Consider the following 25,181-nt stretch of genomic DNA (forward strand, 5'->3'; position numbering starts at 1 on the left):
ACCGACCGGCCGAAGAAAAGGGTACAGGGTCCGGGAGGGTGCTCGCTCCTCCCTTTCCCCCGACCCGTCTCCGGAGGCTCCCGCCGGGTCCTATTCGGCGGACGGGGTGTGCTTGGCGGCGATCGCCCGGGCGGTGTCCGAGTCGGGCCCGGGCTGCGGGACGAAGACCGCCTCCCGGTAGTACCGGAGCTCGGCGATGGACTCCCTGATGTCCGCGAGCGCCCGGTGGTTGCCGTTCTTCGGCGGGCTGTTGAAGTACGCCCGCGGGTACCAGCGGCGCGCCAGCTCCTTGACCGAGGACACGTCCACGATCCGGTAGTGGAGGTGGCTCTCCAGCGCGGGCATGTCGCGCAGCAGGAATCCGCGGTCGGTACCGACCGAGTTTCCGCAGAGGGGCGCCTTGCGGGGCTCCTTCACGTGTTCCCGTACGTACGCCAGGACCTGCGCCTCGGCGTCCGCGAGGGTGATCCCGCCGGCCAGCTCCTCGAGCAGTCCGGAGGCGGTGTGCATCTCGCGCACCACGTCGGGCATGGTCTCCAGGGCCGCGTCCGGCGGGCGGATCACGAGGTCCACGCCTTCGCCGAGCACGTTGAGCTCCGAGTCGGTGACCAGTGCGGCCACCTCGATAAGTGCGTCGTCCGTCAACGAGAGCCCGGTCATCTCGCAGTCGATCCACACCATGCGATCGTTCATGCGGCCCAGCTTATGCGGATAACGCGGAAGGTCCCCCGCTTCGGTGGCGACCGATGCGGGGGACCTTCGTCAGGCAGTGCCCGTGGCGGGAGCTACGCGTGCTCGCGCAGGACCCGGTTCGGGGCGTACAGCTCCGTCACCGTCGGGCCGGCCGCGGCCAGGGCCGCCGCCGCCCGCTGGGGCTGCGGGGTGCGCTGGTGCGGCACCGGGCTACCCGACATCTCGGTGACCTGCGACACGTCGGCCTGCGGCCGGCGCGCCCGGTAGGCCGAGCGGTACGCCGCCGGGGAGGACCCTAGCTGGCGCCGGAAGTGCCCGCGCAGGGCGACCGGCGAGCGGAAGCCGCAACGCCCGGCGACCTCGTCGACCGAGTAGTCGGAGGTCTCCAGCAGCCTCTGGGCCTGGAGCACCCGCTGGGTGATCAGCCACTGCAGCGGTGCGCTGCCGGTCAGCGAACGGAACCGGCGGTCGAACGTGCGCCGGCTCATGTACGCGCGGGCCGCGAGCGTCTCCACGTCGAACTGCTCGTGGAGGTGCTCCAAGGCCCATGCGACGACCTCGGCCAGCGGGTCCGCTCCGATCTCCTCCGGCAGCGACCGGTCGAGATAGCGCTCCTGGCCGCCCGTGCGGCGCGGCGGGACGACGAGCCGGCGGGCCAGTGCCCCGGCCGCCTCGCTGCCGTGATCCGTGCGCACGATGTGCAGGCACAGGTCGATTCCGGCCGCGGTGCCCGCGGACGTCAGCACGTCGCCGTCGTCGACGAACAGCTCGCGCGGATCGACGTGGACGGACGGGTACCGCTTGGCCAGCGTCGGCGCGTACATCCAGTGCGTCGTCGCGGGCCGGCCGTCCAGCAGACCGGCGGCGGCGAGCACGAAGGCCCCCGTGCACAGTCCGACGATCCGGGCGCCCTCCTCGTGCGCCAGACGCAGTGCGTCGAGCGCCTCAGGAGGCGGCGGTGAAGTGATCGAGCGCCAGGCCGGAACGACGACCGTGCCTGCCCGGGCGATCGCCTCCAGCCCGTATGGCGCGGTGAGCTCGAGTCCGCCGGTGGTCCGCAGCGGACCGTCCTCCCCGGCGCAGACGAGCAGTCGATAGCGTGGAACTCCCGCGTCCTGCCGGTCGATGCCGAACACGGAAAGTGGAATGGAGCTCTCGAAGATCGGTCCGCCGCTGAACAGCAGCACCGCGACGATCTCCCTGCGGCGACGCCCCGCGAGCTTCCTGCCGGCGTCTGCGACGACGGCGGTGGAATCCTGGCTCATGGCTAAGCCCCCCTTGGGTGTCGCGACTCCTTGGTCTGGTCGCACCTGCACGTTTCCCCTCGGCCTTGCACGTGGATCCCCCGCCGTAAATACATGATCGAATCTACTGCGTCCCGTGGTGTCGGCGTGACAAGTTCAGCACGCAGCGCTATGTCGACTTGGCAACTTGGCGAAAAGCATTCGATCAGGAAGCCTTCCACTCCGCTACCGGAGTGGGAAGCTCACCCTCCGGCCATGGCCAGTACCCGTAGGGTCTCGGAGCCCCCTCGGCTCTGTCGTCGCTGGTGGTAGGGGGGTTGAGGGGGCATTCCGGCAAGACCGGCATTGTTCCGGGAAGTTGGCTGAAAACATGCGGGTGTGGGTGTGCGAATCAGTCAGTCCTCGGGGGAGATTCCACCGGACGTGTGACAGCCGCGGCCCCCGGACCTGCTCCCGGCACGTGAATGCCGGCGGCGCCCGCCCCGCGGAATCCGGTCCTCCGCGAGAGCCGGGGCGGCCCGCTCCGCCTTCTCCGAGTAGCGCAGCATCGCCCGGCACGCCGCCGTGACCGCGACCAGCCCGAGGGTCGCGACGGCGGCCCCGCCGAACGAGGTTCCGTACACGACCAGCACCACGGGCACGAGCAGGCAGCTGAAGGAGGCCCAGCGCACCACGTCACCCGCGGGGTCGTCATGAGGGCGTCTGGCCGAGTGCACGGACGAGTGAACGGGAGCGGGCGTGAAATGCGGTGTCGTGTCGGTGTGCTGAGCGGGCTGGACGGGGTGAACCGGATGGCCGGGCACGGCGTGCTCCCTGCTTGCTCTTCCTGGACGGTCGGACACCTGTCCAACGGTGCGCGTCGCGGCTCGGTCACTGCGCGCACGGGTGGCACACGGGTGGCACGTGCGGCAACTCGTCACTGGCTGTAGGGGACAGCGGCCATTGCCAAGGAGCCCTCGCTCCGGCATGCTCCCTTGGACGCTCTCCAAGGGCGGCATGCCCTGTGCAGGACAGGAGTGTCGCCGTACCCTGGTGGGTAAGGGCTTGGGAAGATGCTTCCCGGACAGAGCTCCGTCACCCAGAGTCGTCGTTTTTTCAATCGTCGCTTCCGCCCATCGCCGCCCCGTCGCCTTGTCCCTTCCCCCGAGGACCTCTTCGCCGAGACATCCATGGCCGGTCACGAATCTCCCGAACCCGCGGACCGCAAGCGCAAACCGCTCGCCGACCACACGTCGAGCGACCTGCGTGCGGCGGAACAGACACGTCATCCCTGCGACCCGGCCTTCCGGCACGGGGTCGTGGTGGGGTTCGACGGCTCCACCTCCAGCGAGCGCGCCTTGGCGTACGCGATCGGGATGGCCCGCCGCTCCGGATCCGGCCTCATCATCGTGCACGTGGCCAACCGCCTGCCCACCACCGTGTGGGCCGGGTGCGAGCCGCCCGTCTTCGTGGACGTGCCGGACCACCGCACCGAGGTGCTGGGACTGGAGCTCGCCTGCGCGGACTACCTCTCCGAGGTGCCGTGGATCCTGGTGGAGCGCGGCGGGGACATCTGCCACGAGCTGGAGGAGGTCGGCCGGGAGTACTCGGCGGACGCCATCGTGGTGGGCTCCACGCACGGGATCGTGGGCCGGATCTTCGGCTCGGTGGCGGGCCGGCTGGCCAAGCGCGCACAGCGACCGGTTGTTGTCATTCCGTAACCCGCTGTACGTCGCTCGTGCGGTTGTGAACCCTCATGTAAAGGGTAGATAAATGCTGCTGGGACGCAGCAAACAACTGCAGATCGAAGGGAGCCCGCCGTGGACAATGGTGTCTCTGCGGGAAGCACGGCCTCGACTTCGACCCTCGGGAACATAGCCCTGGGTCTCACCCTTCTCGCATTCGGTATCGGCCACACCGCCATCGTCAGCGGAGTGTCCGTCGCCAACTCCGTGTCACTCGCGACCTACGTCGGCGGTCTCGCCCTGTTCGTCCTCGGAGTCCTCGAGTTCCGCGGCGGAAACGGCTTCAACGGCACGGCGTTCGCGGGCCTCGGCGCCTTCTGGTTCACCTGGGCGGCAGGGGCGGACGGAAAGGTTTCCGCACACGCGGCCGGACTGTTCCTGGTCCTCTTCGCCCTGCTCGCGCTGACCCTCACCGTGAGCGCCGCGAGCGGACTGTTCGGCCAGGGCGCGTACGCCCTGCTCACCCTCTCCCTGCTGCTCCTCGCGGTCGGCTCCTTCGCCGGCAGCGGCGGGCTCGCCAAGGCCGCCGGCTGGGTGGCCGCACTCTCCGGGCTGCTGTTCTGGTACGGCGCGACCGCCGCGCTGTCCCACTGGCCCACCGCACTGGGCAAGGCCTCGGGCCGCGGCGCGGTCGCCACGGGCTGAGGGACGTAGGGGAGGGACGTACGGGAGCGGAAGCACGGGAACGGCCCCCGGGGGAATCCCCGGGGGCCGTTCCGCGTGCTCGGTGCGCCCGCGCGCCCGCCGCGACTACTCGACGGTGACGGACTTCGCCAGGTTGCGCGGCTTGTCGATGTCCCGGCCCAGGGCCAGGGCCGTGTGGTACGCCAGCAGCTGGAGCGGGATGCCCATCAGGATCGGGTCCAGCTCGTCCTCGTTCTTGGGCACGAGGATGGTGTGGTCGGCCTTCTCCTGCTCGCGGTGGGCGACCGCGAGGATCCGGCCGCTGCGGGCCTTGATCTCCTCCAGCGCCGCGCGGTTCTTCTCCAGCAGGTCGTCGTCCGGGACGATCGCGACCGTCGGCATCGCCGGCTCGATGAGCGCGAGCGGGCCGTGCTTGAGCTCGGAGGCCGGGTAGGCCTCGGCGTGGATGTAGGAGATCTCCTTGAGCTTGAGGGAGGCCTCCAGCGCCACCGGGTAACCGCGGACCCGGCCGATGAACATCATCGACTTGGCCTCGGCGTACTCCGCCGCCAGCTTCTTGATGTCCTCTTCGCCCTCGAGGATCTCCTGGATCTGCGCGGGCAGCTTGCGCAGGCCCTCGATGATCCGCTTGCCGTCGGTGACCGACAGGTCCCGGATCCGGCCCAGGTGCACGGCGAGCAGCGCGAAGGCCACGACCGTGTTGGTGAAGCACTTGGTGGAGACGACGCAGACCTCGGGGCCGGCGTGCACGTACACGCCGCCGTCGGCCTCGCGGGCGATCGCGGAGCCGACGACGTTGACGACGCCCAGGACGCGGGCACCCTTGCGCTTGAGCTCCTGCACGGCCGCCAGCACGTCGTACGTCTCACCGGACTGGGAGACGGCGATGTAGAGGGTGTCGGGGTCCACGACCGGGTTGCGGTAGCGGAACTCCGAGGCCGGCTCGGCGTCCGCGGGGATGCGGGCCATGCTCTCGATGAGGCCGGCGCCGATCAGGCCCGCGTGGTACGAGGTGCCGCAGCCCAGGATCTTGACCCGGCGGATGCCGCGCGCCTCGCGCGGGTCCAGGTTCAGGCCGCCCAGGTGCACGGTGTTGAAGCGGTCGTCGATCCGGCCGCGCAGCACGCGGTCGACCGCGTCGGGCTGCTCGGAGATCTCCTTGTGCATGTACGTGTCGTGGCCGCCCATGTCGTACGAGGCGGCCTCCCACTCCACGGTCTCCGGCGTCGCCGTGGTGGTGGCGCCGCTGGTGGTGTAGGTGCGGAAGTCGTCGGCCTTGAGGGTGGCCATCTCGCCGTCGTCGAGGGTGACGACCTGGCGGGTGTGGGCGACGAGCGCGGCGACGTCCGAGGCGACGAACATCTCCTTCTCGCCGATGCCGAGGACGACCGGCGAGCCGTTGCGGGCCACGACGATGCGGTCGGCGAAGTCGGCGTGCATGACGGCGATGCCGTACGTGCCCTCGATCGCCTTGACGGCCTCGCGGACCTTCTCCTCGAGGGTGTCGGCCTGGGAGCGGGCGATCAGGTGGACGATGACCTCGGTGTCGGTCTCCGAGACGAAGACGATGCCCTCGGACTCCAGCTTGGTGCGGAGCTCGTCGGCGTTGTCGACGATGCCGTTGTGGACGACCGCGACCTTGTTGTCGGCGTCGAGGTGCGGGTGCGAGTTGATGTCGCTCGGCGCGCCGTGGGTGGCCCAGCGGGTGTGGGCGATGCCGGTGGTGCCGGCGAAGCGCTTGGGGACCCGGGATTCCAGCTCGCGGACCCGGCCCTTGGCCTTGACCACCTTGAGCGCGGGGGACTTCGGGTTGTTGACGACGATGCCCGCGGAGTCGTACCCGCGGTACTCCAGTCGCTGCAGGCCTTCCAGCAGCAGCGGTGCCACGTCACGCTTGCCGATGTAACCCACGATTCCGCACATAAAGTCTTGCCCCTCCTGAAGTTCGGTTGCCCTTGCCGCTGTTGTCGCCGCGCCTGGCCGTCGGCCGGCCCTGTCGCTCAGCCGTAGACGATGCGGCGCAGTTGCCGGAGCGAGAGCTCCGGCGGCGCCACGGCGCGGTGCGGCAGCTCGGCCGCGATCCGTTCGAAGATCTCCGCGTTGACCGCGCCGCCCGACTGGAGCTCACGGTGGCGGCGGCGGACGAATTCCTCGGTCGTCTCGTCGAAGTACGCGAGCACGTCGAGCACCACCCGGGCGGCCTCGCCGCGCTGCAGCGCGGTGCTGCGCACCAGGTGGTCGACGAGATCGTCATGAGACGGGCGGCGGTCGAGCACTCGTAGATATTGACTGGCCGCGGCCTGGAACGCAAAGATCCTGCCCGGAATCGGGCAGGATCCCTCTGGTCCAGACCAGTGGAGGGCGTAAATCCGGTCATGGAAGTGCGGAAGTAAGGGTCAGAAGCGGCGCAAAACGGCCTGCTTGGCCGCGGCGAACTCCTCGGCCGTGAGGATGCCGCCCTGGTGCAGATCGCCGAGCTCGCGCAGCCGGCGCAGCAGGGCGTCGTGGTCCTCCCGGGCGGCCGGCTCGGGGGCCGAGGCCGCGAGCTCCGGCACCGGAGCCTTGGCCAGGGCCGGGGCGGGCTCGTCCGGGTCCGCGGCGCCCCGGGGATGGGGCATCCGTACCGCCACCGCCGCCGCGACCAGCGCCATGAGCGGGTCCTTCTTGAAGCCGAACAGTTCCACCGTGTACGGGTCGTACTTGGGTGCGGGTGCCGACGGCGCGCCCGCCAGTGTGAACCGGATCCAACCGTTGTCCAGGCCCTTGGACGGGGACCACTCCACCACCCGCAGGTCCTCGACCCGGAACTCGCGCGGCCCACCGGAGCTCTTGGCCTCCTCCGTCGTCCAGTTCCAGTCCAGCGCCACCCGGTCGCCGTCGAAGGCCACCGTCCCGTCCCCCGCGGCCACCGTGATCGGCACGGTCGGCCCCGGCAGCAGGTACGCGTCCACCGGGCCGGGGTCCACCTGGTCCAGCAGCAGCGCGTTGCGGACCTCGTCCACGAAGTACTCCGCCACCCCGGTCCGGTCCGCGTCCACCGTCAGCCGGTACGGATCGGAGGCCTCCGGCAGCCGCCCGCCCGTCACCTGGAGCAGCGGGTCGGCGCCGTCACGCAGCTTCAGCCTCAACCGGCCCGCCCTGCGGCCCGGTTCGTGGCTGATCCCGGCGAGCGCGCGCAGCGGGACGACCACCTCGCCCAGCGTCTGGCGCAGCAGCCCCACCCCCTTGTCGCGGCCGGGCACGATCCGCACCGCGTCCCCGTCGAAGGTCCATGTGCCGTCCTTCTGGATGATTTCCGCCATCCGTCGATTCTCGCACCGGCCCCGGCACGCCAGTTGGCCTATACCTGCCCTATGAGAGTCCTGCGACGCACGCTCGGCACACTCCTCGTCCTCGGCGCGGCCGTCTCCTGCGCCGCGTCCCCCGACGCCGACGCCGACGCCGACGCCAGACCCGGGGACGGCCGCCCGGCCGCCCTGGCCCCCTACGCACAGCTCCTGCCGGCGCCCGCCTCCGCCCGCGCCGAAGGCCCCGGGTACGCCGTCGGCGCGGGCACGGTCATCCGTACCGGCCCGGGCGGCGACGAGGAGGTCCGGCGGGTCGGCGAGCTCCTCGCGGAGCAGCTCAGAGCTCCCAGCGGGCTCCCGCTGCCGGTGGTCGACGGCGCCGGGGGGGACGGGATCCGGCTCCGGCTCGACGCGCAGGCACAGGGGACCGGCGCCGAGGGGTACCGGCTGGAGTCCGGCCCGGGCGGGGTCACACTGACCGCCCGGACCCCGGCGGGGCTCTTCCACGGGGGCCAGACGCTGCGGCAGCTGCTGCCGGTGGCCGGTCCGGGCACGGTGCCCGGCGGCGAGATCACCGACGCGCCGCGGTTCGCGTACCGGGGGGCCATGCTGGACATCGCCCGCCACTCCTTCTCGGCGGAGCAGGTCAAGCGGTACGTGGACCAGCTGGCCCAGTACAAGGTCAACACGCTCCACCTGCACCTGACCGACGACCAGGGCTGGCGGATCGCGATCGACTCCTGGCCGCGGCTGGCGGAGTACGGCGGCGGCAGCGAGGTGGGCGGCGGCCCGGGCGGGTACTGGACGAAGGACCAGTACCGGGACCTGGTGGCGTACGCGGCACAGCGGTACGTGGACGTGGTCCCGGAGATCGACATGCCGGGGCACGTGAACGCGGCCCAGGCCTCGTACGCGGAGCTGAACTGCGACGGGAAGGCGCGCGAGCGCTACACCGGCATCAAGGTCGGCTTCAGCTCGCTGTGCGTCGGCAAGGAGCGGACGTACGAGTTCATCGACGAGGTGCTCGGCGAGCTGGCCGAGCTGACCCCGGGCCGCTACCTGCACATCGGCGGCGACGAGGCGCACTCGACGCCCGCGGCGGACTACGCGGCGTTCATGGACCGGGCCCAGCAGATCGTCGGGCGCCACGGCAAGACGGTGGTGGCCTGGCACCAGCTGGCGACGGCCCGGCCGGCGCCGGGTGCGGTGCTCCAGTACTGGGGCCACGACCGGACCGGGGCCGCCGAGAAGGCGGCGGTGGCCGCGGCGGCGAAGGCGGGCCACCCGCTGATCCTGTCGCCGGCGGACCGGCTGTACCTGGACATGAAGTACGACCTGACGACGAAGCCGGGCCTGGCGTGGGCGGGCTTCGTCCCGGTGCGCAGGGCCTACGACTGGAACCCGGGGACGTACCTGGCCGCGGCCGGAGTCCCGCAGTCCGCGGTCCTCGGCGTCGAGGCCGCGCTGTGGACGGAGACGATCGCGACCCGCGCGGACCTTGAGTTCATGGCCTTCCCGCGGGTGCTGGGCCTTGCGGAGATGGGCTGGAGCCCGGGACCGGTCGACTGGACGGAGTACAGCCGGCGGGTGGCGGCGCAGGGGCCGAGGCTGGACGCCCAGGGCATCACGTACTACCGGGCCCCGGACGTCCCCTGGTCGTAGCCGGAACGGCCGTGGCCGCAGCAGTCGCCGCCGGGGCATCCGTGGCCGGGGAAGAAGGATGCCCGAGGCGTGTCCGGGAAGAGGGCCAGTCAGGGCTTCGCGGACACGTCCTCGGGCGAGGGGAGCGGGTGCGCTGCCGAGGGACCGTATTCGGCAGCGCACCCGCCCCTTTGATCACCGTCGCGATGCGTAAGGCGCGACGGGGTTCTTGAGGGTGCCGATCAGCTGGAGGGCGGCCGCCGGGTCGGCGAGGTCCACCATCTGCTTGTTGTTGCGCAGCTGGAGCCGGTTCAGGCAGGACAGCTGGAACTCCTCGGCGAACAGGTCGTAGCGCTCGAAGCGCTCCGCGAGCTGCGGCATCGACTCCTGGTAGTCGTGGCCGCAGTCCGCGACCGCCTTCCAGAAGGTCCCCTCCTCGCAGATGCCCTCCGCGGCCAGGATCGAGCCCAGGAAGCGGAAGAAGCAGTCGAAGACGTCCGTGAAGATCGACAGGAGCTTCATGTCCTCCGGGATGTCGGCCCTGACGCGCTCGACGGCCGGCGGGAGCACCGCGTCGGGGTCCATGACCACGATCTCCTCGGCGATGTCCTTGAAGATCGCCCGCTTCACCACGCCGTTCTCGATGACGAGGATCGTGTTCTCGCCGTGCGGCATGTACGCGAGGTCGTACTGGTAGAAGCAGTGCAGGAGCGGGAGGAGGTATGCCCTCAGGTACGGCTTCAGCCACTGCGACGGGGTGAGGCCCGACTCCTCGATCAGCGCGCCCACGAAGGACTTGCCCTCGGAGTCGACGTGCAGCAGCGAGGCCATCGTCGCCAGGCGCTCGCCGTCCCGCAGGTGGTCGACCGGGGACTCGCGCCACAGGGCGGCCAGCATCTTGCGGTACGGCGAGTACCGGTCGGTGGCGCGCTCGTACTGGCGGTGGTGGTAGCCGATCGCCGCGCGCTCGCGGATGATCGAGAAGTCCACCGACCGCAGGACCTCGTCGCCCTCGATCAGCTGGTGCAGCCAGTCGTTGATCGCCGGGGTGGCCTCCATGTAGGCCGCCGACAGGCCGCGCATGAAGCCCATGTTGAGGACCGAGATGGCGGTCTTCACGTAGTGCTTCGTCGGCGTCGTGGTGTTGAAGAACGTACGGATCGACTGCTGGGCCAGGTACGCGTCCTCGCCCTCGCCGAGCAGCACCAGGCGGCGGTTCGCGATCTCGGCCGCGAAGGTGACCGTGGTCTTGTTCCACCACTGCCAGGGGTGGACCGGCAGGAAGTGGTACTCCGCCGGGTCCAGGTCCAGGGCGGACAGCTTGGCCTCGAACCCCGCGATGGCGGCCTCGCCCAGCTCGTCGCGCATGAACGCGTCGTGGTCCAGGCCCGCGCCGGCCGTGAAGGTCGAGACGTCCTTGCGGGCCGCGACCCACACCAGGTGGACGGGGCTCGCCGTCTCCGGGGCGTACGAGAGGTACTCGTGCACGCCGAAGCCGAGCCGGCCGTTGTTGGCCACGAAGCAGGGGTGGCCCTCGGTCATGCCGGTCTCGATGTCCTGGAAGGAGGACTTCGCGAGCACGGCGGACGGGACCTGCGGCTTCGTGTACTTGTACCCCGAGCCGGCCAGGGTGGAGGAGATCTCCTCCAGGTAGACCGGCAGGACCTCCGCGCTCAGGCCCAGGGCCTCGCGCATCTCGATGTGGAAGTCGAGGGCGTCCAGCGGGAGCTCGGCGCCGTCCCGCAGGCGGGTGACCGAGGCCTCGTCCACCGCCCAGTGGTCCAGGGCGTGGCGGGCCGCGGTGAAGCGGTACTCGACCGAGCCGTCGTCGCTGAGGACCGAGTACGCCGACTCGGAGCCGTCGAGCGGCTTCGGGGTCAGCAGGCGCTCGTGCGCGAACTCCGCCAGGGCCTTGCGGACCAGCGCGCGGTTCGCGCGGGCCCACAGTTCGGGGGAGAGGTGCGAGATCGCGTCGGTGAGGCTCATATGGAGGCTCCCGTCACGCCGGTGGCCGCCTCGAACTGCGCGCGGGTGCAGAAGCTCAGCAGGGCCGTCTTCTCGGGCTTCTGCACCGGGCGCTCCGCGACGAAGCCGACGGCCTCGTTGAGGGCGTGCACGGCCGTGTTCTCCACGTCCGGCTCCACCACGACGCGCTCGGTCTTCGGGTCGGCGAAGACGGCCGCCATCACGGTGGTGATGACCGCGCGGGTGAAGCCGTGCAGCGGCCGGTCGCTCGGGGCGACGAGGAAGTGCATGCCGACGTCGCCGGGCAGGGCGTCGTACAGGCCGACGAGCTCCAGCTCGCTCGGGTCGTACGTCTCCATCAGGAAGGCGGGGCGGCCCTCGTGCAGGCCGATGTACGCCTGGTGGTGCTCGTGGGCGGCGATGCGCATGTACTCGCGCTCGACGTCCGGCAGCGAGGCGTCCTGCATCATCCAGAACGAGGCTTTGGGGTGCGTGACCCAGCCGTGGAGCAGCTCCGCGTCGGCGAAGGGGTCCAGCGGGCGGATCGCGAAGCTGCCGAGGACGGCGTCGCTGCGTGTGTAGAGGCATTCCGGGGTGGTGCTCATGCGTGGGTCCCTTCCGGGGCCGCGAACTGCTGGAACGCGATGGACTTCTCGACCTTGTAGTACTCGCGGCCGAGGAGCTCTCCGACGATGTACGCGTTGCGGTACGCGGCCATGCCCAGGTCGGGCGAGGTGATGGAGTGGTTGTGCACCGTGCCGTTCTGCAGGAAGACCCCGCGGCCGGTCACGTCGATGCTGTAGTTGCGGGCCGAGTCCGGCCGGCCGTGGCCGTCGAAGGCGAGGCGCCCGCGCACCGGGTTCAGGAACTCGGGCAGCGCGTACTTGTAGCCCGTCGCGAGGATCAGGCCCTCGGTGGCGAGGGAGAAGTCGCGCTCCTGCTCCTCCTGGCGCAGCCCCAGGGTGTACGTGCCCGTGGTGGTGTCGTACGCCGCTGAGTTCAGCGAGGTGTTGGTCAGCAGGGTGGTCGGGACCGGGCCCGGCGAGGTGACCTTCTTCTGGTAGAGCAGGTCGAAGATGGCGTTGATGAGCTCGCCGTCGATGCCCTTGAAGAGGTTCTTCTGCTGGGTCTCGAGCCGGTAGCGGGTCTCCTCGGGGAGCGCGTGGAAGTAGTCCACGTACTCCGGGGAGGTCATCTCCAGCGTCAGCTTCGTGTACTCCAGCGGGAAGAACCGGGGGGAGCGGGTCACCCAGTTGAGCTGGTAGCCGTACGCGTCGATCTCGGACAGCAGGTCGTAGTAGATCTCCGCCGCGCTCTGGCCGGAGCCGATGAGCGTGATCGACTTCTTCTGCTGGAGCTCCGCCTTGTTCTGCATGTAGGCGGAGTTGTGCGTGAAGTCGCCGCCGAGGCCGGCGCAGGCCTGCGGGACGAACGGCGGGGTTCCGGTGCCCAGGACCAGGCGGCGGGCGCGGTGGGTCTCGCCGCGGTCGGTGTGGACCTCGTACACCTCGGCCCGCTCGTCGTACGTGACCTCCGTGACGGAGGTGGAGTACTGCACGTTGGTGAGGCGGTCGGCGGCCCAGCGGCAGTAGTCGTTGTACTCGGTCCGCAGCGGGTAGAAGTTCTCCCGGATGTAGAAGGAGTACAGCCGGTCCTTGTCCTTCAGGTAGTTCAGGAAGGAGAAGGGCGAGGTGGGGTCGGCCAGGGTGACCAGGTCCGACATGAACGGCGTCTGCAGGTGGGCGCCGTCCAGGAACATCCCGGCGTGCCACTCGAAGTGCGGCTTCGACTCGATGAAGAGCCCGTCGAGTTCGTCGATCGGCGCGGTCAGGCAGGCGAGTCCCAGGTTGAAGGGACCGAGGCCGATACCGATGAAGTCGTGGGGCTCAGTGGTGGACGGCAAGGGATTCTCCCAGGAACTGCTCGGCGTGTGCGGCGAGGAGGTCGAGGACGGCCGCGATGTCGGCCGTCGTGGTCTGCGGGTTGAGGAGGGTGAACTTCAGGTACTGGTCCCCGTCCACCTTGGTGCCGGCGACGACGGCCTCGCCGGAGGCGAACAGCGCCTTGCGGGCGTGCAGGTTGGCCTCGTCGACGAGGTCCTTGCGGACATCGACGCCCTCGAGGCGGGGGACGTAGCGGAAGACCAGGGTGGAGATCTGCGGGCGGACGACGACCTCGAAGCGCGGATCGGCGTCGATGATGTCCCAGCCGGCGGCGGCCAGGTCGATGACCTCGTCGAAGAGCGAGCCGAGGCCGTCCGCGCCCATGGTGCGCAGGGTCATCCAGAGCTTGAGCGCGTCGAAGCGGCGCGTGGTCTGGATGGACTTGTCGACCTGGTTGGGGATCCGCTCCTCCGCCATGCGGCGGGGGTTGAGGTAGTCGGCGTGGTACGTGGCGTGCTTGAGGGTGTCGCGGTCGCGCACCAGCATCGCGCTGGAGCTGACCGGCTGGAAGAACGACTTGTGGTAGTCGACCGTGACCGAGTTCGCGTGCTCGATGCCGTCGAGCAGGTGCCGGCGGGTCGGGGAGACCAGCAGTCCGCAGCCGTACGCGGCGTCCACGTGCATCCAGGTGGAGTGCTCGGCGGCCAGGCGGGCGATCTCGGGGAGCGGGTCGATGGACCCGAAGTCGGTGGTGCCGGCGGTGGCGACGACGGCCATCGGGAACAGGCCCTCGCGGACGCAGCTCTCCAGCTCCAGGGCGAGCACGGAGGTGTCCATGCGGCGGTTGCGGTCGACCGGGACGGCGATGACGGCCTCGTAGCCGAGTCCGAGCATGGCGGCCGACTTCTTGACGCTGAAGTGGCTGGCCTCGGAGGTGAAGATGCGCAGCTTCGGCAGGACTTCGGACTTCGCGAGCGGCAGGTCGCTGTTCTGCATGACCGTGCGGCAGGCCTCGTCGCGGGCCAGCAGCAGGGAGTGGAAGTTGGACTGGCTGCCGCCGGAGGTGAAGATGCCGTCCGCGTCCGGGCCGAGGCCGATGCGCTCGGCGGTCCAGTCGATCAGGCGGCGCTCGATGAGCGTGCCGCCGATGGACTGGTCCCAGGTGTCCAGGGAGGAGTTGACGGCCGAGAGGACGGCCTCGCCGAGGACGGCCGGGATGACGACCGGGCAGTTGAGGTGGCCCAGGTAGCGCGGGTGGTGGAAGTACACCGCGTCGCGGAGGTAGACCTCTTCCAGCTCGTCGAGGACGGCGGCCGGGTCTTCGAGCGGCTTGTCCAGGTCGATCCCGTTGATGACCGGGGCGAGTTCGTCGACGGATATGCCGGTGTGGGGCCGCTCGGTGGTCGCGAGTTTCGCGGCGACGCGCTCGACGCCTTCCGTGACGGAACGCCGGTACAGGTCAGCGGTCGTCTCATTCAGCAGATGCGAGCGCATCAACGTTCCTCCGGGCAGGGGGAGAGGGGGGCGGGGAAGGTGTTCTTAGGTTAGCCTAACCTAACTGTCACGCCAAATGGAGATGGGCCCCGGCCGAAAGCCGGGGCCCATCTCTCAACTCATGGGTGACCAAAGGGGGTTGAAGCTACAGCGCGGAGGCGGGGTCCTCGCTGGCGGCCTGTCCCGAGTACGCCTCGGCGAGGAGTTCCTCCTCACTCGCACCGAGGCGCCAGTAACCGGTGAAACGCACCGCGCGCCGATCGATGGAACGTTCCTGCACGATGTGCCGGCGGATCGCCCGAATGGTGCCCGCCTCGCCCGCGAGCCAGACGTACGGGGCTTCGGCGGCCGGGAGTTCGGCCGCGCGCAGCGCCTCCACCACGCGCTCGGCGCGCTCCTTGCCCGTGCCGCCCTCCCGCACGATCCAGGTGATGTCCACGTCGGCGGCGCTCTGGAGGTCGAGGCGGTCGTCGGCGTGCGGCACCTCGAACCAGGCCGCGACCCGGGTGCCGGCGGGGAGCCGGTCCAGGATCGCGGCGGCCGCGGGCAGCGCGGTCTCGTCCGCGTACATCACCAGCGCGTCGGTGGCGGCCGGTGGCTGGAACCGTACCGACTTGTTCTCCGCGACGGCCGGCCCGATCGCCATGATCCGGCGGCCGGTGACGGCCCGTCCGGCCCAGTACGAGGCGGGAGACGAGTCGCCGTGCAGGACGAAGTCGATGTCGACCTCGTCCGCGCCCTCGGCCGTCCGGCGCTGTTCGCGCACGGTGTACGAGCGCATCACCGGGCGTTCGGCGTCGGGCATCGCCCGCCAGGCGCCGAACCAGTTGTCCTCGTCGGTGGACGGGAGCGCGGTGTGTTCCTCGTGCGCGGGCGGCAGGAAGAGCGAGAGGCTCTGGTCGTAGCCGCCCGAGCGGAAGCCCGCGAGGGACTCTCCGCCGAACGTGACCCGCAGGAACGAGTGCCCGAGCCGGCGGGTGCGCAGTACTTCGAGTTCGAAGAACCGGAAGTGGGCGGCGGCCGGGACGGCTTCGGAGGCGGTCGCGTCGGATGCGGTGGCGGTCATGCGGAGAGTCCCCCCTGGGAGTGGAAGCGGCGCCTGGTCGGGGCGCCGGCGGCCGGTGGGCCGGCCGAGGGTCAGCTGACCTTCTTGGCGCCCTGGATGGCCTTGGCGAGGTCCTCGAGGATCTTGGCGCACTTGTCGTACGAGTAGATCGGCTCGGTCACGCGCGGGGCGACCTGGCCGGCCTTGACGGCGGGCATCTCGGCCCAGGTCGGCTTGGCCTTCAGCTCCTCCGGCTGCAGGGTGCCGGTGCGGTTGTCGAGCAGGACCAGGTCGGCCTTGTACTTGCCGGCGTTCTCCCAGCTCAGGCTCTCGAAGAAGCCGCCGGCGTCCAGCTTGTCCGGGGTGATGAACTCGACGCCCAGGGACTTGAAGTACTTCAGGTCGGCCGAGGTCTCGGCGGTGGAGGCGTAGAACAGGTCGGCGGAGCCGGAGCCGACGAGGACCTTGATGCCCGGGTTGGCCTTGGTGGCCTCGCGGACCTTGGTGGCGGCGGCGTCGAAGCGGGCCTTGCCGTCGGCGGCGGACTTGGCGTTCATGTCGGCGCCGAGGGACTTGGCGAGGTCCGCGGTGCGCTCCAGGGCCTTGTCCATGGAGACGTCGCCGCCGACGCCGATGGCGGCGGCCGGGGCCAGCTTCAGGATCTTGTCCTTGGAGGCCTCGGGCACGTACCAGTACGTGCCGTCCCAGGTGTTGGTGACGAGCAGCTCGGGCTGGAGGGAGGCGTACTTCTCGACATTGAACTCGTCGTAGACGTTGCCGAGGATCTCGACCTTGGAGATGTCCATCGAACCGGCCTGCACGTCGGGCTTGCCGTCGGCCAGCTTGGTCGGGCCGAAGACGCCCTTGACCTGGATGCCGTAGTCGTACAGCGCGGCGGCGGTGCCGGTGAAGGCGACGATGTTCTTCGGCTTCGCCTTGAGGCTGATGTCCTTGCCGAGGTCGTCCTTGAAGGTCCAGGGGCCCGAGGCGGCGGCGCCCTTGTCCTTGTCGCCCGCCTCGCCCTTCGCCGAGTCGGATCCGCCGCACGCGGTGAGGGCCGCGACGAGGCCGAGAGCGCCGCCGGCGGCGATGAGACCGCGGCGGGAGAGGTAGGAGGTACGGGACTTGGGCATGTCTATGTCCGCTTTCGTGCGTGCCGGGCGGCCACTGGGCCGTTCGGAGGGAAGGTTAGCCTAACCTTGGCCGGAAACGGTAAGGGGGACCTAAGTTTCCTCCGGGGCCTCCTCTGCCGCACGTATGCGGGACCTTCCGCCGAACCGGGGGCGCCGGGCTCCGTCCGTTGGCATCATGGCCCTGCCGGGAGGTCCTGACGGGGTGGGGTGGCGGCGCTGTGGCCGGTACGGAGGAGCACGAACAAGAGCTGCGACAGGCTGAACTCGCCGAACAGGCAGCCCTGCTGGCGGACCGGGCCGGGGCGGACTCCGCCGCCTCGCTGATCCGCCGCACCGCCCGCCGCGCGGAGTCCCCGCGGGCCCGGATCTGCGTCATCGGCGGCAGCAACGTCGGGAAGTCCCGCCTCGTGAACGAGCTGATCGGCGCGGTCTGCGTGCCGGTGTCCGTGCATGCGACGGAGGGGCCGCCCGTGGTGGTGCGCCCGTACGCCGCCGAGTCGGGGAAGGCGGCGTCGCAGGAGTCGGGGGAGCCCGGAGGGGCTGCCGGGTCCGACGGTTCCACGGGCCCCGCCGGACCGGCGGGATCCGGCCAGTCCGCCGGATCGGAGCCTGCCGCGGCTTCCCCGGGTTCCGGGGACCGAGGGCCGGCCGGCCTTCGTACCGTACGCGTCGAAGTGCCGTCCGGGTCCTGGCCCGCCCGTACCGGGGTGGAGCTCGTCGACACCCCCGGCTGGGAGGGCTGGTCCGGAGTACGCAAGCCCGACACCGCCGCCCTCGCCCGGATCGTCGGCGACTGCGACGTGGTGGTCGTCGTCACCGAGGCGCGGCGCGCGATGCTCGCCACCGAACAGGCCCGGATCAAGGCGCTCGCCGCCGACCCGCACAGCCCTCCGCTCGCCGTCGTCGTCACCAAGCTCGCCGAGGTCGAGGACGAGGCCGCCGACATCCTGCGCCGCGTCAACCACCTCGTCTCGGTCCTGGCCCCCGAGGCGCTGGTGCTGCCCGGTCCGGTCCCCGCGCCCGGCGCGGCACCCGGGGCCGCGGAACCCGACGGCGTCGACCCGCTCCGCGCGGTCCTGGGCCACCTGGCGGGGATCCGGCTGCGCCGCGCGCTGCGGACCGTCCGCAGACTGCACCTCCTCGCCGCCACCTGCGCCCTCGTGGAGGAGGCCGCCGGGCGGGCCCTCGCGGACGTGTACCGGCCCGACCCCGTCAGAGCGCGGGCCGCCCAGATCTGGCACACGGCCCACGAGAGCGCCCGCTTCCACTGGATCGTGCTCAGCGCCGACGCCGGGGAGTGGCGCGCCACGCTCGTGCAGACGATCGCCGCCGAGGCGCGCAGGCGGCGGGCCGCCGCGGCGCGCGAACTCGCCGCGCGCTTCTCCCGGATGCTGGACACACCGCAGGAGCAGCACTTCATACGCCTCCACGCGATCCCGCACACCGCCGAGGCCCTCCAGCAGTTCGAGGCGTGGATCACCGAAGCGGTCGACCGGGCGCTCGAAGACGACACCCGCCGGCTGCGCGCCGCCCTGCTCCGCAACCGGCCGGGCGAGGAGCTGTTCCAGGGCCTGGCCGCCCCCGACGCGGGGCGGATCGTACCGGCGGCGGCCCTGCCCGGGGTCGCGGAGGAGGCCGCCGCCGCGGAGTCGCAGAACGCCACCGGCTGGGACGCCTCCTGGCTGCCGGAGTTCGTCGGCACCGCCATCGAGAGCGTGCTCACGCCCATGTCCGCCGAGGTCGTGGGGCAGATCGCGGGAGCGGCCGGTACGGCGCTGGTGACGGAGGCGCTCGAACACGGCCAGGCGGAGCGCCGGGAACGGGCCATCGACGACCTGGAACGGATCGTCGAGGCGGCGTTCGCGGAGCAGGTGGCACGGACCGAGGCGCGCATCGGCCAGGTGTACGACCACCTGCTCAGCCGGGCGCGGGACCGCGACGAGCAGTGGTGGCGGCTGCACACGACGGCTGTCGCCGCACAGCCGGAATCCCTCGACCACTGGCGTTCACTCCAGAGCACGGCGCGGACGCTGAGCCGCTCCGTGCACGCTCTCCTCTTACCCCTGGAAGGGGCCTGATGGCGCACGAGAACCGGCGGTTGGCGGCCGGGCAGGAATCACCGGCCGTGCAGTTCCGCGGCTGGAGCGAGAACATCGGAACGCTGCGTTCGTACTACCAGCGCCTGCAGCAGGTGGCCGGCGAGGCCGCCGCCGTCATCGCCCCGCCCGGCACCCCGGGCGGGCCACTGGACCTCGGGATCAACGGGGCGGTCTTCGAGCGCGAGACCTTCCGCATCATGGTGCTCGGCGAGTTCAGCAGCGGCAAGAGCACCCTGATCAACGCCCTGCTGGGCAAGCGGCTTCTGCCCACCAAGGCCAATCCGGCCACCGCCTTCACCACGGTCCTGCGCTGGGGCGAGACCGAGCGGGCCTGGCTGTACCGGGACGGGGACCGGCGGGGCGGTGAAACGGCCGTCACGACGGAGGAGTTCAAGCGGGAGGTAGCCCTCCAGCTCGACGCGCACGGCGCACCCCGGACCCCGTCCTTCGCGCTGGCCGTCGTCGAGCAGCCGCTGGAGCTGCTGCACAGGTCCGTCGAGATCGTGGACTCGGCCGGGATCAACGAGAGTGCCGACCGCGAGCTGGTGACCCTGCGGTACCTGGAGGAGGTGGACGCCGTCGTGTTCGTCACCGACGCGGGACGGCCGTTCACCCTCCACGAGACCGAGAACTACCTCACCCGGGTCAGGAAGCTCGGCCACCGCGACATCTTCTTCGTGGTCAACCAGTTCGACCGGATCGAGGAGGAGGAACGGGCGGAGGTGATGAGCCGCTGCCGCAACGCGGTCGCCGAGCTCAGCGGGGAATCCGGCCCGGCCGCCGACAACGTCTTCTTCATCAGCGCGCTCCAAGCCCTCCGGTCGCGGACCGGCGGCGACGAGGAGGGCCTGAGGGCCTCGGGGATCGGGCAGCTGGAGTCCGCCCTGGAAGTCTTCTGCATGCGCGACGCGGCCCGGGTGAAATTCGTCCGGCTGGCCGAGTTCCTGCGCCACAACGCCGTCAACCTGCGCGTGCGCCTGCACGACGAGGGCGCGGTCCTGATGAAGTCGACTGCGGAGCTGCGCGAGCTCCTCGACCGCAGCCAGTCCACCCAGGACCAGCTGCGCACCAGCGCCGACGCGATCCGCGACATCGTCAGCAGGAAGATCCTCGGCATCGAGGACGAACTGCAGTGCAGGTTCTCCAAGTTCCTCACCGAGATCAGCCGCGACATCGACGAGTGGCACAGCACGACCGGACCGGGACGTCTGACCCGCGCCGTCCGTTCCTTCACCAGGGGCGGCCGCGTCGCCGCCCAGCACGAGCTGATGGAGGCGTACACGGTCCAGCTCCAGGAGCGCATGCAGATCTTCTGCGCCCAGGAGCTCGACCAGGTCATCGAGGAGGGGCAGGGCGATCTGGTGCGCCAGCTCGAACCGCTGATCCGGGCGCACGCCGACCTCCTCGACAAGCTCCGCGCGGAACTCACCGGCTCCCAGGCGGAACGGGACCAGAACCACCTGATCTACACGCTGGCCATCGCGGCGGGCAAGGGGAAGGCGGGCGAGAGCCGCCGCCTCGGCGACGACGTGCCGCTGATGTTCCGCCCCAGCTCGCTCATGATGTACGGCGCGGGCGGCGGTGCGGCGCTCGGCGTCGGGGCGGCCGCCGCGGCGGCGGCGGCCGGTCTGATCAGCCTGGCCCTTCCGCCGGTCGGGTTGGCCGTTGCGATCGGCGCGGCCATCGGACCGCTTCTTGCCTCGGGGGCGGTCCTGTTCGCCCCCGGCAAGCTGCAGACGCGCGCGGCGGAGGAGTTCGCCACCCACGTGAAGGACTCCGCGGACCAGACCGCCCGCCAGTACGCGGGCAGCCGCGCCGCCGACCTGCGCGAGATGTGGGGCGGGATCAGCGGAACGCTCCACCTCCAGCTCCAGGACCTCATCGGCATCGTCCAGCGCAACATCGAGGAGTCCCGGCAGGACGAGCAGGCCAAGGCGGGCATGCGGGACCAGCTCTACGCCTTCGAGCAGCGGATCACCGATGTGGAGCAGTACATCGCGAACTTCCTGCAGCCGTTCGTCTCCGAGGCGGAGCGCGAACGGGCGTAGGACGCGACGGACCGCCGGGCCGCCGGGCCGAACCGGGCCCGGCGGCCGCGCCCGCTATCCGGCGAAGCCCAGCTCGCGGGCGATGAGCATCCGCTGCACCTCGCTGGTGCCCTCGCCGATCTCCAGGATCTTGGAGTCCCGCCACATGCGCGCCACGGGGTACTCGTTCATGAACCCGTAGCCGCCGTGGATCTGCGTGGCGTCGCGGGCGTTGTCGACCGCGACCGTCGAGGAGTACAGCTTCGCGATCGCCGCCTCCTTCTTGAACGGCTCCCCGGCCACGAGGCGCGAGGCCGCGTCACGCCAGCCGATGCGGGCCATGTGGGCGCGCATCTCCATGTCCGCCAGCTTGAACTGGATTCCCTGGTTGTCGCCGATGGGCCGGCCGAAGGCCTTGCGCTCCTTCGCGTACTTCACCGATTCGTCCACGCAGCCCTGGGCCAGACCGGTGGCGAGCGCCGAGATCGCGATGCGGCCCTCGTCGAGGATGCGCAGGAACTGGGCGTAGCCGCGGCCTTCCTGGCCGACCAGGTTGGCCAGCGGCACCCGTACGTTGTCGAAGGCCAGCTCACGCGTGTCCGAGGAGTTCCAGCCGACCTTGGAGTACGGCGCGGCCACCGTGAAGCCCGGGGTGCCGGACGGGACGATGATCGAGGAGATCTCCGGGCGGCCGTCCGCCTTGCGGCCCGTCACGGCGGTGACGGTGACCAGGCCGGTGATGTCCGTACCGGAGTTGGTGATGAAGCACTTCGAGCCGTTGATCACCCACTCGTCGCCGTCCTTGACGGCCGTCGTACGGGTGCCGCCGGCGTCGGAGCCGCCGTCCGGCTCGGTCAGGCCGAAGGCGCCGAGCACCTCGCCGGAGCACATCTTCGGCAGCCACTGCTGCTTCTGCTCCTCGGTGCCGAAGAGGTACAGGGGCATCGCGCCCAGCGAGACGCCCGCCTCCAGGGTGATCGCGACCGAGGAGTCGACGCGGGCCAGCTCCTCCAGGGCGATGCCGAGGGCGAGGTAGTCGCCGCCCATGCCGCCGTACTCCTCCGGGAAGGGCAGGCCGAACAGGCCCATGCGGCCCATCTCGCGGACGATCTCGTACGGGAACTCGTGCCGCTCGTACAGGTCGCCGATCTTCGGCGCCACGACGTCGTGCGCGAACGCCTCGACGGTGCGGCGGAGTTCCTCGTGCTCAGGGGTGAGCCGGTGGTCGAGGGCCATGGTGTTCGTTACTCCTTGTGGGAGAGGGCGCGGACGGTACGGGAGGGGCTGGGGCGTCCCAGCTGTTCGGCCATCCACACGCTCGTGGCGGTGAGGGCGGCCAGGTCGACGCCGGTCTCGATGCCGAGACCGTCGAGCATCCACACCAGGTCCTCGGTGGCGAGGTTGCCCGTGGCGCTCTTCGCATACGGGCATCCGCCGAGGCCGCCCGCGGAGGCGTCGACGGTGGTGACCCCGTGCTGCAGCGCGGCGAGGGTGTTGGACAGGGCCTGGCCATAGGTGTCGTGGAAGTGCACGCCGATCCGGTCGGTCGGCACGCCCTCCTCGTTGAGCTGGCTGAGGAGGGTCTGGACGTGGCCCGGGGTGGCCACGCCGATGGTGTCGCCGAGGCTGAGTTCGTCACAGCCGAGGTCGAGCAGGGCCTTGGCCACGCGGACCACCTGGTGGACCGGGACCGGTCCCTCCCAGGGGTCGCCGAAGCACATGGAGAGGTAGCCGCGGACGTGCGCCTTGCCCTCCTTGGCGCGGGCCACGACGGGCTCGAACATGGCGAGGGACTCGGCGACGGTCCGGTTGAGGTTGCGGGACGCGAAGGTCTCGGTGGCCGAGCCGAAGACGGCGATCCGGGTGGCCCCGAGGGCGAGCGCCCGGTCGAGGCCGCGCTCGTTGGGGACGAGGACCGGCAGGTGCACCCCGGGGAGGTCGCGCAGCTCCGGGAACAGCTGCTCGGCGTCGGCCAGCTGGGGCACCCACTTCGGGTGCACGAAGCTGGTGGCCTCGACGGTGGTGAGGCCGGCGGCGGCGAGCCGGTGGATGAACTCGGCCTTCACGGCGGTGGGTACGGCCGTCTTCTCGTTCTGCAGCCCGTCGCGTGCACCGACCTCGTGGATGCGGACGCGGGCCGGCAGCTCGGGGGCCGGGAACGTCATGGGCAGCCCGTTCACGCGCTCTCCTCCTTCTCGTCCTCGTCCGGGGTGACGACGGCCAGGACCTGGTCCATGGCGACGGTGCTGCCGGGGGAGACGTCCAGCTCGGTGACCGTGCCGGAGTGCGGGGCGGAGATGACGTGCTCCATCTTCATCGCCTCGACGACGAGCAGACTCTGCCCGGCCGCGACCTTGTCCCCGACGGCCACCTTGACGACGGTGACGGTGCCGGGCATGGGGGCGGCGAGGGTGTCGGCCCCTGCGCCGGCCGCGCCCTTCGCCGTGACCGGGTCGTGCGCCTGGACGTGCCAGGAGTCGCCGTCCCGGCCGAGCCAGACCCCGTCCGGGGAGGCGGCGTGGTGGAACCGGTGCGTGACGCCGTCCACTTCGATGGTGAGCCGGTCGTGGTCGCGGCTGACGATGCGGCCGCGGGCCGGCGTCCCGGGGCTCTGCCCCGGACCCCGCGCCTCGAACCCCGCAGGGGCCGCGTCCGGAGCGGCGCCGTCGCCGGCCGCGGCGCCCTGGTCGGCGAGGAGGATCTCCTGCTCCGTGCCCCGCTGCCGGGTGCGGACCGCGAGGGGGTCCTGGCCCGGGAGGCGGAAGTGGCGGACCGTCCATGCCGGGGTTCCGCCGAGGCGCCAGCCGTCGCCGGCCCCGAAGGGGTTCACCCAGCCCGGGTCCCCCGAGCCTCCGGCAGGGTTCCGGGAAGGGGCGGGGTGGGGGAGGGAAGCCTGGGCCAGCAGGGCCGCCGCCGCGTACACCTCGGGCGGCACGCCGTCCGGGAGCAAGCCGGACAGGTCCCGCTCCACCAGTCCCGTGTCCAGGTTCCCGGACACCACGTCCGGATGGGCCAACAGCCTCCGCAGGAAGCCGGCGTTGGTCTGGACGCCCAGGATCACGGTGTCGGCGAGGGCGCCCCGCAGCATGCGCAGGGCCGTCGCCCGGTCGGGGCCGTGGACGATGACCTTCGACAGCATCGGGTCGTACGTGGAGCCCGTGTCCACCCCGGCCAGCAGCCCGGAGTCCGTGCGCACCGCACCACCGGAGGGCTCGGACAGCGCCAGCACCATGCCGCCGGACGGCAGGAACCCGCGCGCCGGGTCCTCGGCGCAGACGCGGGCCTCGATGGCGTGGCCCTTCAGGGTGACGTCGGCCTGCCCGAAGCCCAGCTCCGCGCCCGCCGCCACCCGCAGCTGCTGCTCCACCAGGTCGAGGCCGGTGATCAGCTCCGTGACCGGGTGCTCCACCTGGAGCCGGGTGTTCATCTCCATGAAGTAGTACGAGGAGGGGTCCCCGCCCGGGACGATGAACTCCACCGTTCCCGCGCCGACGTACCCGCACGACCGCGCCGCCTCCACCGCCGCCGCGCCCATCGAGGCCCGCAGTTCCGGCGTGAGCAGGACCGACGGGGCCTCCTCGATCACCTTCTGGTGGCGCCGCTGCAGCGAGCACTCGCGCTCACCGAGGTGCACCACGTTCCCGTGGGCGTCCGCCAGCACCTGGATCTCGATGTGCCGGGGCCGGTCCACCCACCGCTCCACGAGCAGCGTGTCGTCGCCGAACGAGGACCGCGCCTCGCGGCGGGCCGCCGCGATCTCCTCGCCCAGCAGCCCGGCCTCGCGGACCAGCCGCATGCCCTTGCCGCCGCCGCCCGCGGACGGCTTGAGCAGCACCGGCATGCCGATCTCCTCGGCCGCCGCGACCAGTTCGGCGTCCGACAGCCCGCTGCCCGAGGAGCCCGGCACCACGGGCACGCCCGCAGCCTTCACCGTCTCCTTGGCCCGGATCTTGTCGCCCATCAGGGAGATCGCGGAGGCCGGCGGCCCGATGAAGGCCAGTCCCGCCTGTGCGCACGCCGCCGCGAAGGCCGCGTTCTCGGCGAGGAACCCGTACCCGGGGTGGACCGCCTCGGCGCCCGTCCGCCGCGCGGCGTCGAGCAGCCGCTCCACCGACAGGTAGCTCTCGGCGGCCGCCGCCGGGCCGATCCGGACGGCCGTGTCGGCCTCCCGTACGTGCCGCGCGTCGGCGTCCGCGTCGCTGAAGACGGCCACGGACCGCACGCCGAGCTCCCGCAGCGTGCGGATGACCCGTACCGCGATCTCGCCCCGGTTGGCGACCAGAACAGTGCTGAACATCAGT

At 71.1% G+C, this 25,181-nt stretch carries 20 protein-coding genes; 5 read left to right on the plus strand and 15 right to left on the minus strand.

Features of this window, described 5'->3' with window-relative positions:
* Window positions 1–90: 90 nt before the first annotated feature.
* The 3 genes from orn to ACFXGI_RS19815 all read right to left on the minus strand — a co-directional run bounded on the left by orn (window position 91) and on the right by ACFXGI_RS19815 (window position 2,653).
* Window positions 91–693: an oligoribonuclease gene (orn, locus tag ACFXGI_RS19805; RefSeq protein ID WP_384708017.1), complete on the minus strand. Its 603-nt coding sequence runs from the start codon at window positions 691–693 to the stop codon at window positions 91–93.
* A gap of 92 nt (window positions 694–785) precedes the next feature.
* Window positions 786–1,958, minus strand: coding sequence for a helix-turn-helix domain-containing protein (locus ACFXGI_RS19810; RefSeq protein WP_384708020.1), 1,173 nt, complete (start codon window positions 1,956–1,958; stop codon window positions 786–788).
* Between the two features lie 374 nt (window positions 1,959–2,332).
* Window positions 2,333–2,653: a hypothetical protein gene (locus tag ACFXGI_RS19815; RefSeq protein WP_384708023.1), complete on the minus strand. Its 321-nt coding sequence runs from the start codon at window positions 2,651–2,653 to the stop codon at window positions 2,333–2,335.
* A gap of 453 nt (window positions 2,654–3,106) precedes the next feature.
* On the opposite strand from ACFXGI_RS19815, the gene ACFXGI_RS19820 reads away from it, so the two are divergent.
* Both ACFXGI_RS19820 and ACFXGI_RS19825 read left to right on the plus strand, forming a co-directional pair.
* Window positions 3,107–3,637: a universal stress protein gene (locus ACFXGI_RS19820; RefSeq protein WP_030868463.1), complete on the plus strand. Its 531-nt coding sequence runs from the start codon at window positions 3,107–3,109 to the stop codon at window positions 3,635–3,637.
* A 99-nt stretch (window positions 3,638–3,736) separates the two neighbouring features.
* Window positions 3,737–4,306, plus strand: a complete 570-nt coding sequence (locus ACFXGI_RS19825) for a GPR1/FUN34/YaaH family transporter (RefSeq protein ID WP_384708026.1) — start codon at window positions 3,737–3,739, stop codon at window positions 4,304–4,306.
* A gap of 105 nt (window positions 4,307–4,411) precedes the next feature.
* Here the strand turns inward: ACFXGI_RS19825 and glmS are convergent, their stop codons facing one another.
* The 3 genes from glmS to ACFXGI_RS19840 all read right to left on the minus strand — a co-directional run bounded on the left by glmS (window position 4,412) and on the right by ACFXGI_RS19840 (window position 7,608).
* Window positions 4,412–6,229: a glutamine--fructose-6-phosphate transaminase (isomerizing) gene (gene glmS, locus ACFXGI_RS19830; protein ID WP_384708029.1), complete on the minus strand. Its 1,818-nt coding sequence runs from the start codon at window positions 6,227–6,229 to the stop codon at window positions 4,412–4,414.
* Between the two features lie 77 nt (window positions 6,230–6,306).
* Complete coding sequence (locus ACFXGI_RS19835; protein ID WP_030008735.1) at window positions 6,307–6,582, minus strand: hypothetical protein; 276 nt, start codon at window positions 6,580–6,582, stop codon at window positions 6,307–6,309.
* Between the two features lie 120 nt (window positions 6,583–6,702).
* Window positions 6,703–7,608, minus strand: coding sequence for a DUF4429 domain-containing protein (locus ACFXGI_RS19840; protein WP_384708032.1), 906 nt, complete (start codon window positions 7,606–7,608; stop codon window positions 6,703–6,705).
* A 51-nt stretch (window positions 7,609–7,659) separates the two neighbouring features.
* On the opposite strand from ACFXGI_RS19840, the gene ACFXGI_RS19845 reads away from it, so the two are divergent.
* Entirely contained in the window at window positions 7,660–9,255 is a 1,596-nt protein-coding gene (locus ACFXGI_RS19845; RefSeq protein WP_384708035.1) for a beta-N-acetylhexosaminidase, read from the plus strand.
* A 174-nt stretch (window positions 9,256–9,429) separates the two neighbouring features.
* Here ACFXGI_RS19845 and ACFXGI_RS19850 read toward each other — a convergent pair whose 3' ends face one another.
* The 6 genes from ACFXGI_RS19850 to ACFXGI_RS19875 all read right to left on the minus strand — a co-directional run bounded on the left by ACFXGI_RS19850 (window position 9,430) and on the right by ACFXGI_RS19875 (window position 16,754).
* On the minus strand, window positions 9,430–11,220 hold the full coding sequence (locus ACFXGI_RS19850; RefSeq protein ID WP_384708038.1) for an IucA/IucC family protein: 1,791 nt from the start codon (window positions 11,218–11,220) through the stop codon (window positions 9,430–9,432).
* Window positions 11,217–11,804: a GNAT family N-acetyltransferase gene (locus ACFXGI_RS19855; RefSeq protein ID WP_384708041.1), complete on the minus strand. Its 588-nt coding sequence runs from the start codon at window positions 11,802–11,804 to the stop codon at window positions 11,217–11,219. Before ACFXGI_RS19855 ends, ACFXGI_RS19850 begins: the two co-directional genes overlap by 4 nt.
* Window positions 11,801–13,102, minus strand: coding sequence for a lysine N(6)-hydroxylase/L-ornithine N(5)-oxygenase family protein (locus tag ACFXGI_RS19860; RefSeq protein WP_384708044.1), 1,302 nt, complete (start codon window positions 13,100–13,102; stop codon window positions 11,801–11,803). The genes ACFXGI_RS19855 and ACFXGI_RS19860 overlap by 4 nt, the downstream gene beginning before the upstream one ends.
* A complete protein-coding gene (locus tag ACFXGI_RS19865; protein WP_384708047.1) occupies window positions 13,086–14,576 on the minus strand; it encodes a pyridoxal phosphate-dependent decarboxylase family protein in 1,491 nt (496 codons plus the stop codon). Before ACFXGI_RS19865 ends, ACFXGI_RS19860 begins: the two co-directional genes overlap by 17 nt.
* A gap of 145 nt (window positions 14,577–14,721) precedes the next feature.
* Entirely contained in the window at window positions 14,722–15,642 is a 921-nt protein-coding gene (locus ACFXGI_RS19870) for a siderophore-interacting protein (RefSeq protein ID WP_384708050.1), read from the minus strand.
* 71 nt (window positions 15,643–15,713) lie between these two features.
* Window positions 15,714–16,754, minus strand: a complete 1,041-nt coding sequence (locus tag ACFXGI_RS19875) for an ABC transporter substrate-binding protein (RefSeq protein ID WP_384708053.1) — start codon at window positions 16,752–16,754, stop codon at window positions 15,714–15,716.
* Window positions 16,755–16,972: 218 nt separating this feature from the next.
* Between ACFXGI_RS19875 and ACFXGI_RS19880 the strand changes: the two genes are divergently transcribed.
* Both ACFXGI_RS19880 and ACFXGI_RS19885 read left to right on the plus strand, forming a co-directional pair.
* Window positions 16,973–18,832 carry a dynamin family protein gene (locus ACFXGI_RS19880; protein ID WP_384708056.1) on the plus strand — a complete coding sequence of 620 codons (1,860 nt, stop codon included), beginning with the start codon at window positions 16,973–16,975 and terminating at the stop codon, window positions 18,830–18,832.
* Window positions 18,832–20,901, plus strand: coding sequence for a dynamin family protein (locus ACFXGI_RS19885; protein WP_384708058.1), 2,070 nt, complete (start codon window positions 18,832–18,834; stop codon window positions 20,899–20,901). The genes ACFXGI_RS19880 and ACFXGI_RS19885 overlap by 1 nt, the downstream gene beginning before the upstream one ends.
* A 54-nt stretch (window positions 20,902–20,955) precedes the next feature.
* Here ACFXGI_RS19885 and ACFXGI_RS19890 read toward each other — a convergent pair whose 3' ends face one another.
* From ACFXGI_RS19890 to ACFXGI_RS19900, 3 genes are read right to left on the minus strand one after another with little or no spacing between them, the layout of a single operon-like run.
* Window positions 20,956–22,116: an acyl-CoA dehydrogenase family protein gene (locus tag ACFXGI_RS19890; protein WP_384708061.1), complete on the minus strand. Its 1,161-nt coding sequence runs from the start codon at window positions 22,114–22,116 to the stop codon at window positions 20,956–20,958.
* A gap of 8 nt (window positions 22,117–22,124) precedes the next feature.
* On the minus strand, window positions 22,125–23,045 hold the full coding sequence (locus ACFXGI_RS19895) for a hydroxymethylglutaryl-CoA lyase (protein WP_384708122.1): 921 nt from the start codon (window positions 23,043–23,045) through the stop codon (window positions 22,125–22,127).
* Window positions 23,046–23,056: 11 nt separating this feature from the next.
* Window positions 23,057–25,177, minus strand: a complete 2,121-nt coding sequence (locus tag ACFXGI_RS19900; RefSeq protein WP_384708064.1) for an acetyl/propionyl/methylcrotonyl-CoA carboxylase subunit alpha — start codon at window positions 25,175–25,177, stop codon at window positions 23,057–23,059.
* Window positions 25,178–25,181 lie beyond the last annotated feature (4 nt).

The sequence above is a fragment of the Streptomyces sp. NPDC059355 genome (assembly GCF_042752335.1).
In the GTDB taxonomy this organism is placed as follows: Bacteria; Actinomycetota; Actinomycetes; order Streptomycetales; family Streptomycetaceae; genus Streptomyces.

Coding starts and splice junctions, on each gene's coding strand:
- orn (WP_384708017.1), bottom strand. CDS start 693: ATGAACGATCGCATGGTGTGGATCGACTGCGAGATGACCGGGCTCTCG.
- ACFXGI_RS19810 (WP_384708020.1), bottom strand. CDS start 1,958: ATGAGCCAGGATTCCACCGCCGTCGTCGCAGACGCCGGCAGGAAGCTC.
- ACFXGI_RS19820 (WP_030868463.1), top strand. CDS start 3,107: ATGGCCGGTCACGAATCTCCCGAACCCGCGGACCGCAAGCGCAAACCG.
- glmS (WP_384708029.1), bottom strand. CDS start 6,229: ATGTGCGGAATCGTGGGTTACATCGGCAAGCGTGACGTGGCACCGCTG.
- ACFXGI_RS19840 (WP_384708032.1), bottom strand. CDS start 7,608: ATGGCGGAAATCATCCAGAAGGACGGCACATGGACCTTCGACGGGGAC.
- ACFXGI_RS19845 (WP_384708035.1), top strand. CDS start 7,660: ATGAGAGTCCTGCGACGCACGCTCGGCACACTCCTCGTCCTCGGCGCG.
- ACFXGI_RS19850 (WP_384708038.1), bottom strand. CDS start 11,220: ATGAGCCTCACCGACGCGATCTCGCACCTCTCCCCCGAACTGTGGGCC.
- ACFXGI_RS19855 (WP_384708041.1), bottom strand. CDS start 11,804: ATGAGCACCACCCCGGAATGCCTCTACACACGCAGCGACGCCGTCCTC.
- ACFXGI_RS19865 (WP_384708047.1), bottom strand. CDS start 14,576: ATGCGCTCGCATCTGCTGAATGAGACGACCGCTGACCTGTACCGGCGT.
- ACFXGI_RS19870 (WP_384708050.1), bottom strand. CDS start 15,642: ATGACCGCCACCGCATCCGACGCGACCGCCTCCGAAGCCGTCCCGGCC.
- ACFXGI_RS19875 (WP_384708053.1), bottom strand. CDS start 16,754: ATGCCCAAGTCCCGTACCTCCTACCTCTCCCGCCGCGGTCTCATCGCC.
- ACFXGI_RS19885 (WP_384708058.1), top strand. CDS start 18,832: ATGGCGCACGAGAACCGGCGGTTGGCGGCCGGGCAGGAATCACCGGCC.
- ACFXGI_RS19890 (WP_384708061.1), bottom strand. CDS start 22,116: ATGGCCCTCGACCACCGGCTCACCCCTGAGCACGAGGAACTCCGCCGC.
- ACFXGI_RS19895 (WP_384708122.1), bottom strand. CDS start 23,045: ATGACGTTCCCGGCCCCCGAGCTGCCGGCCCGCGTCCGCATCCACGAG.
- ACFXGI_RS19900 (WP_384708064.1), bottom strand. CDS start 25,177: ATGTTCAGCACTGTTCTGGTCGCCAACCGGGGCGAGATCGCGGTACGG.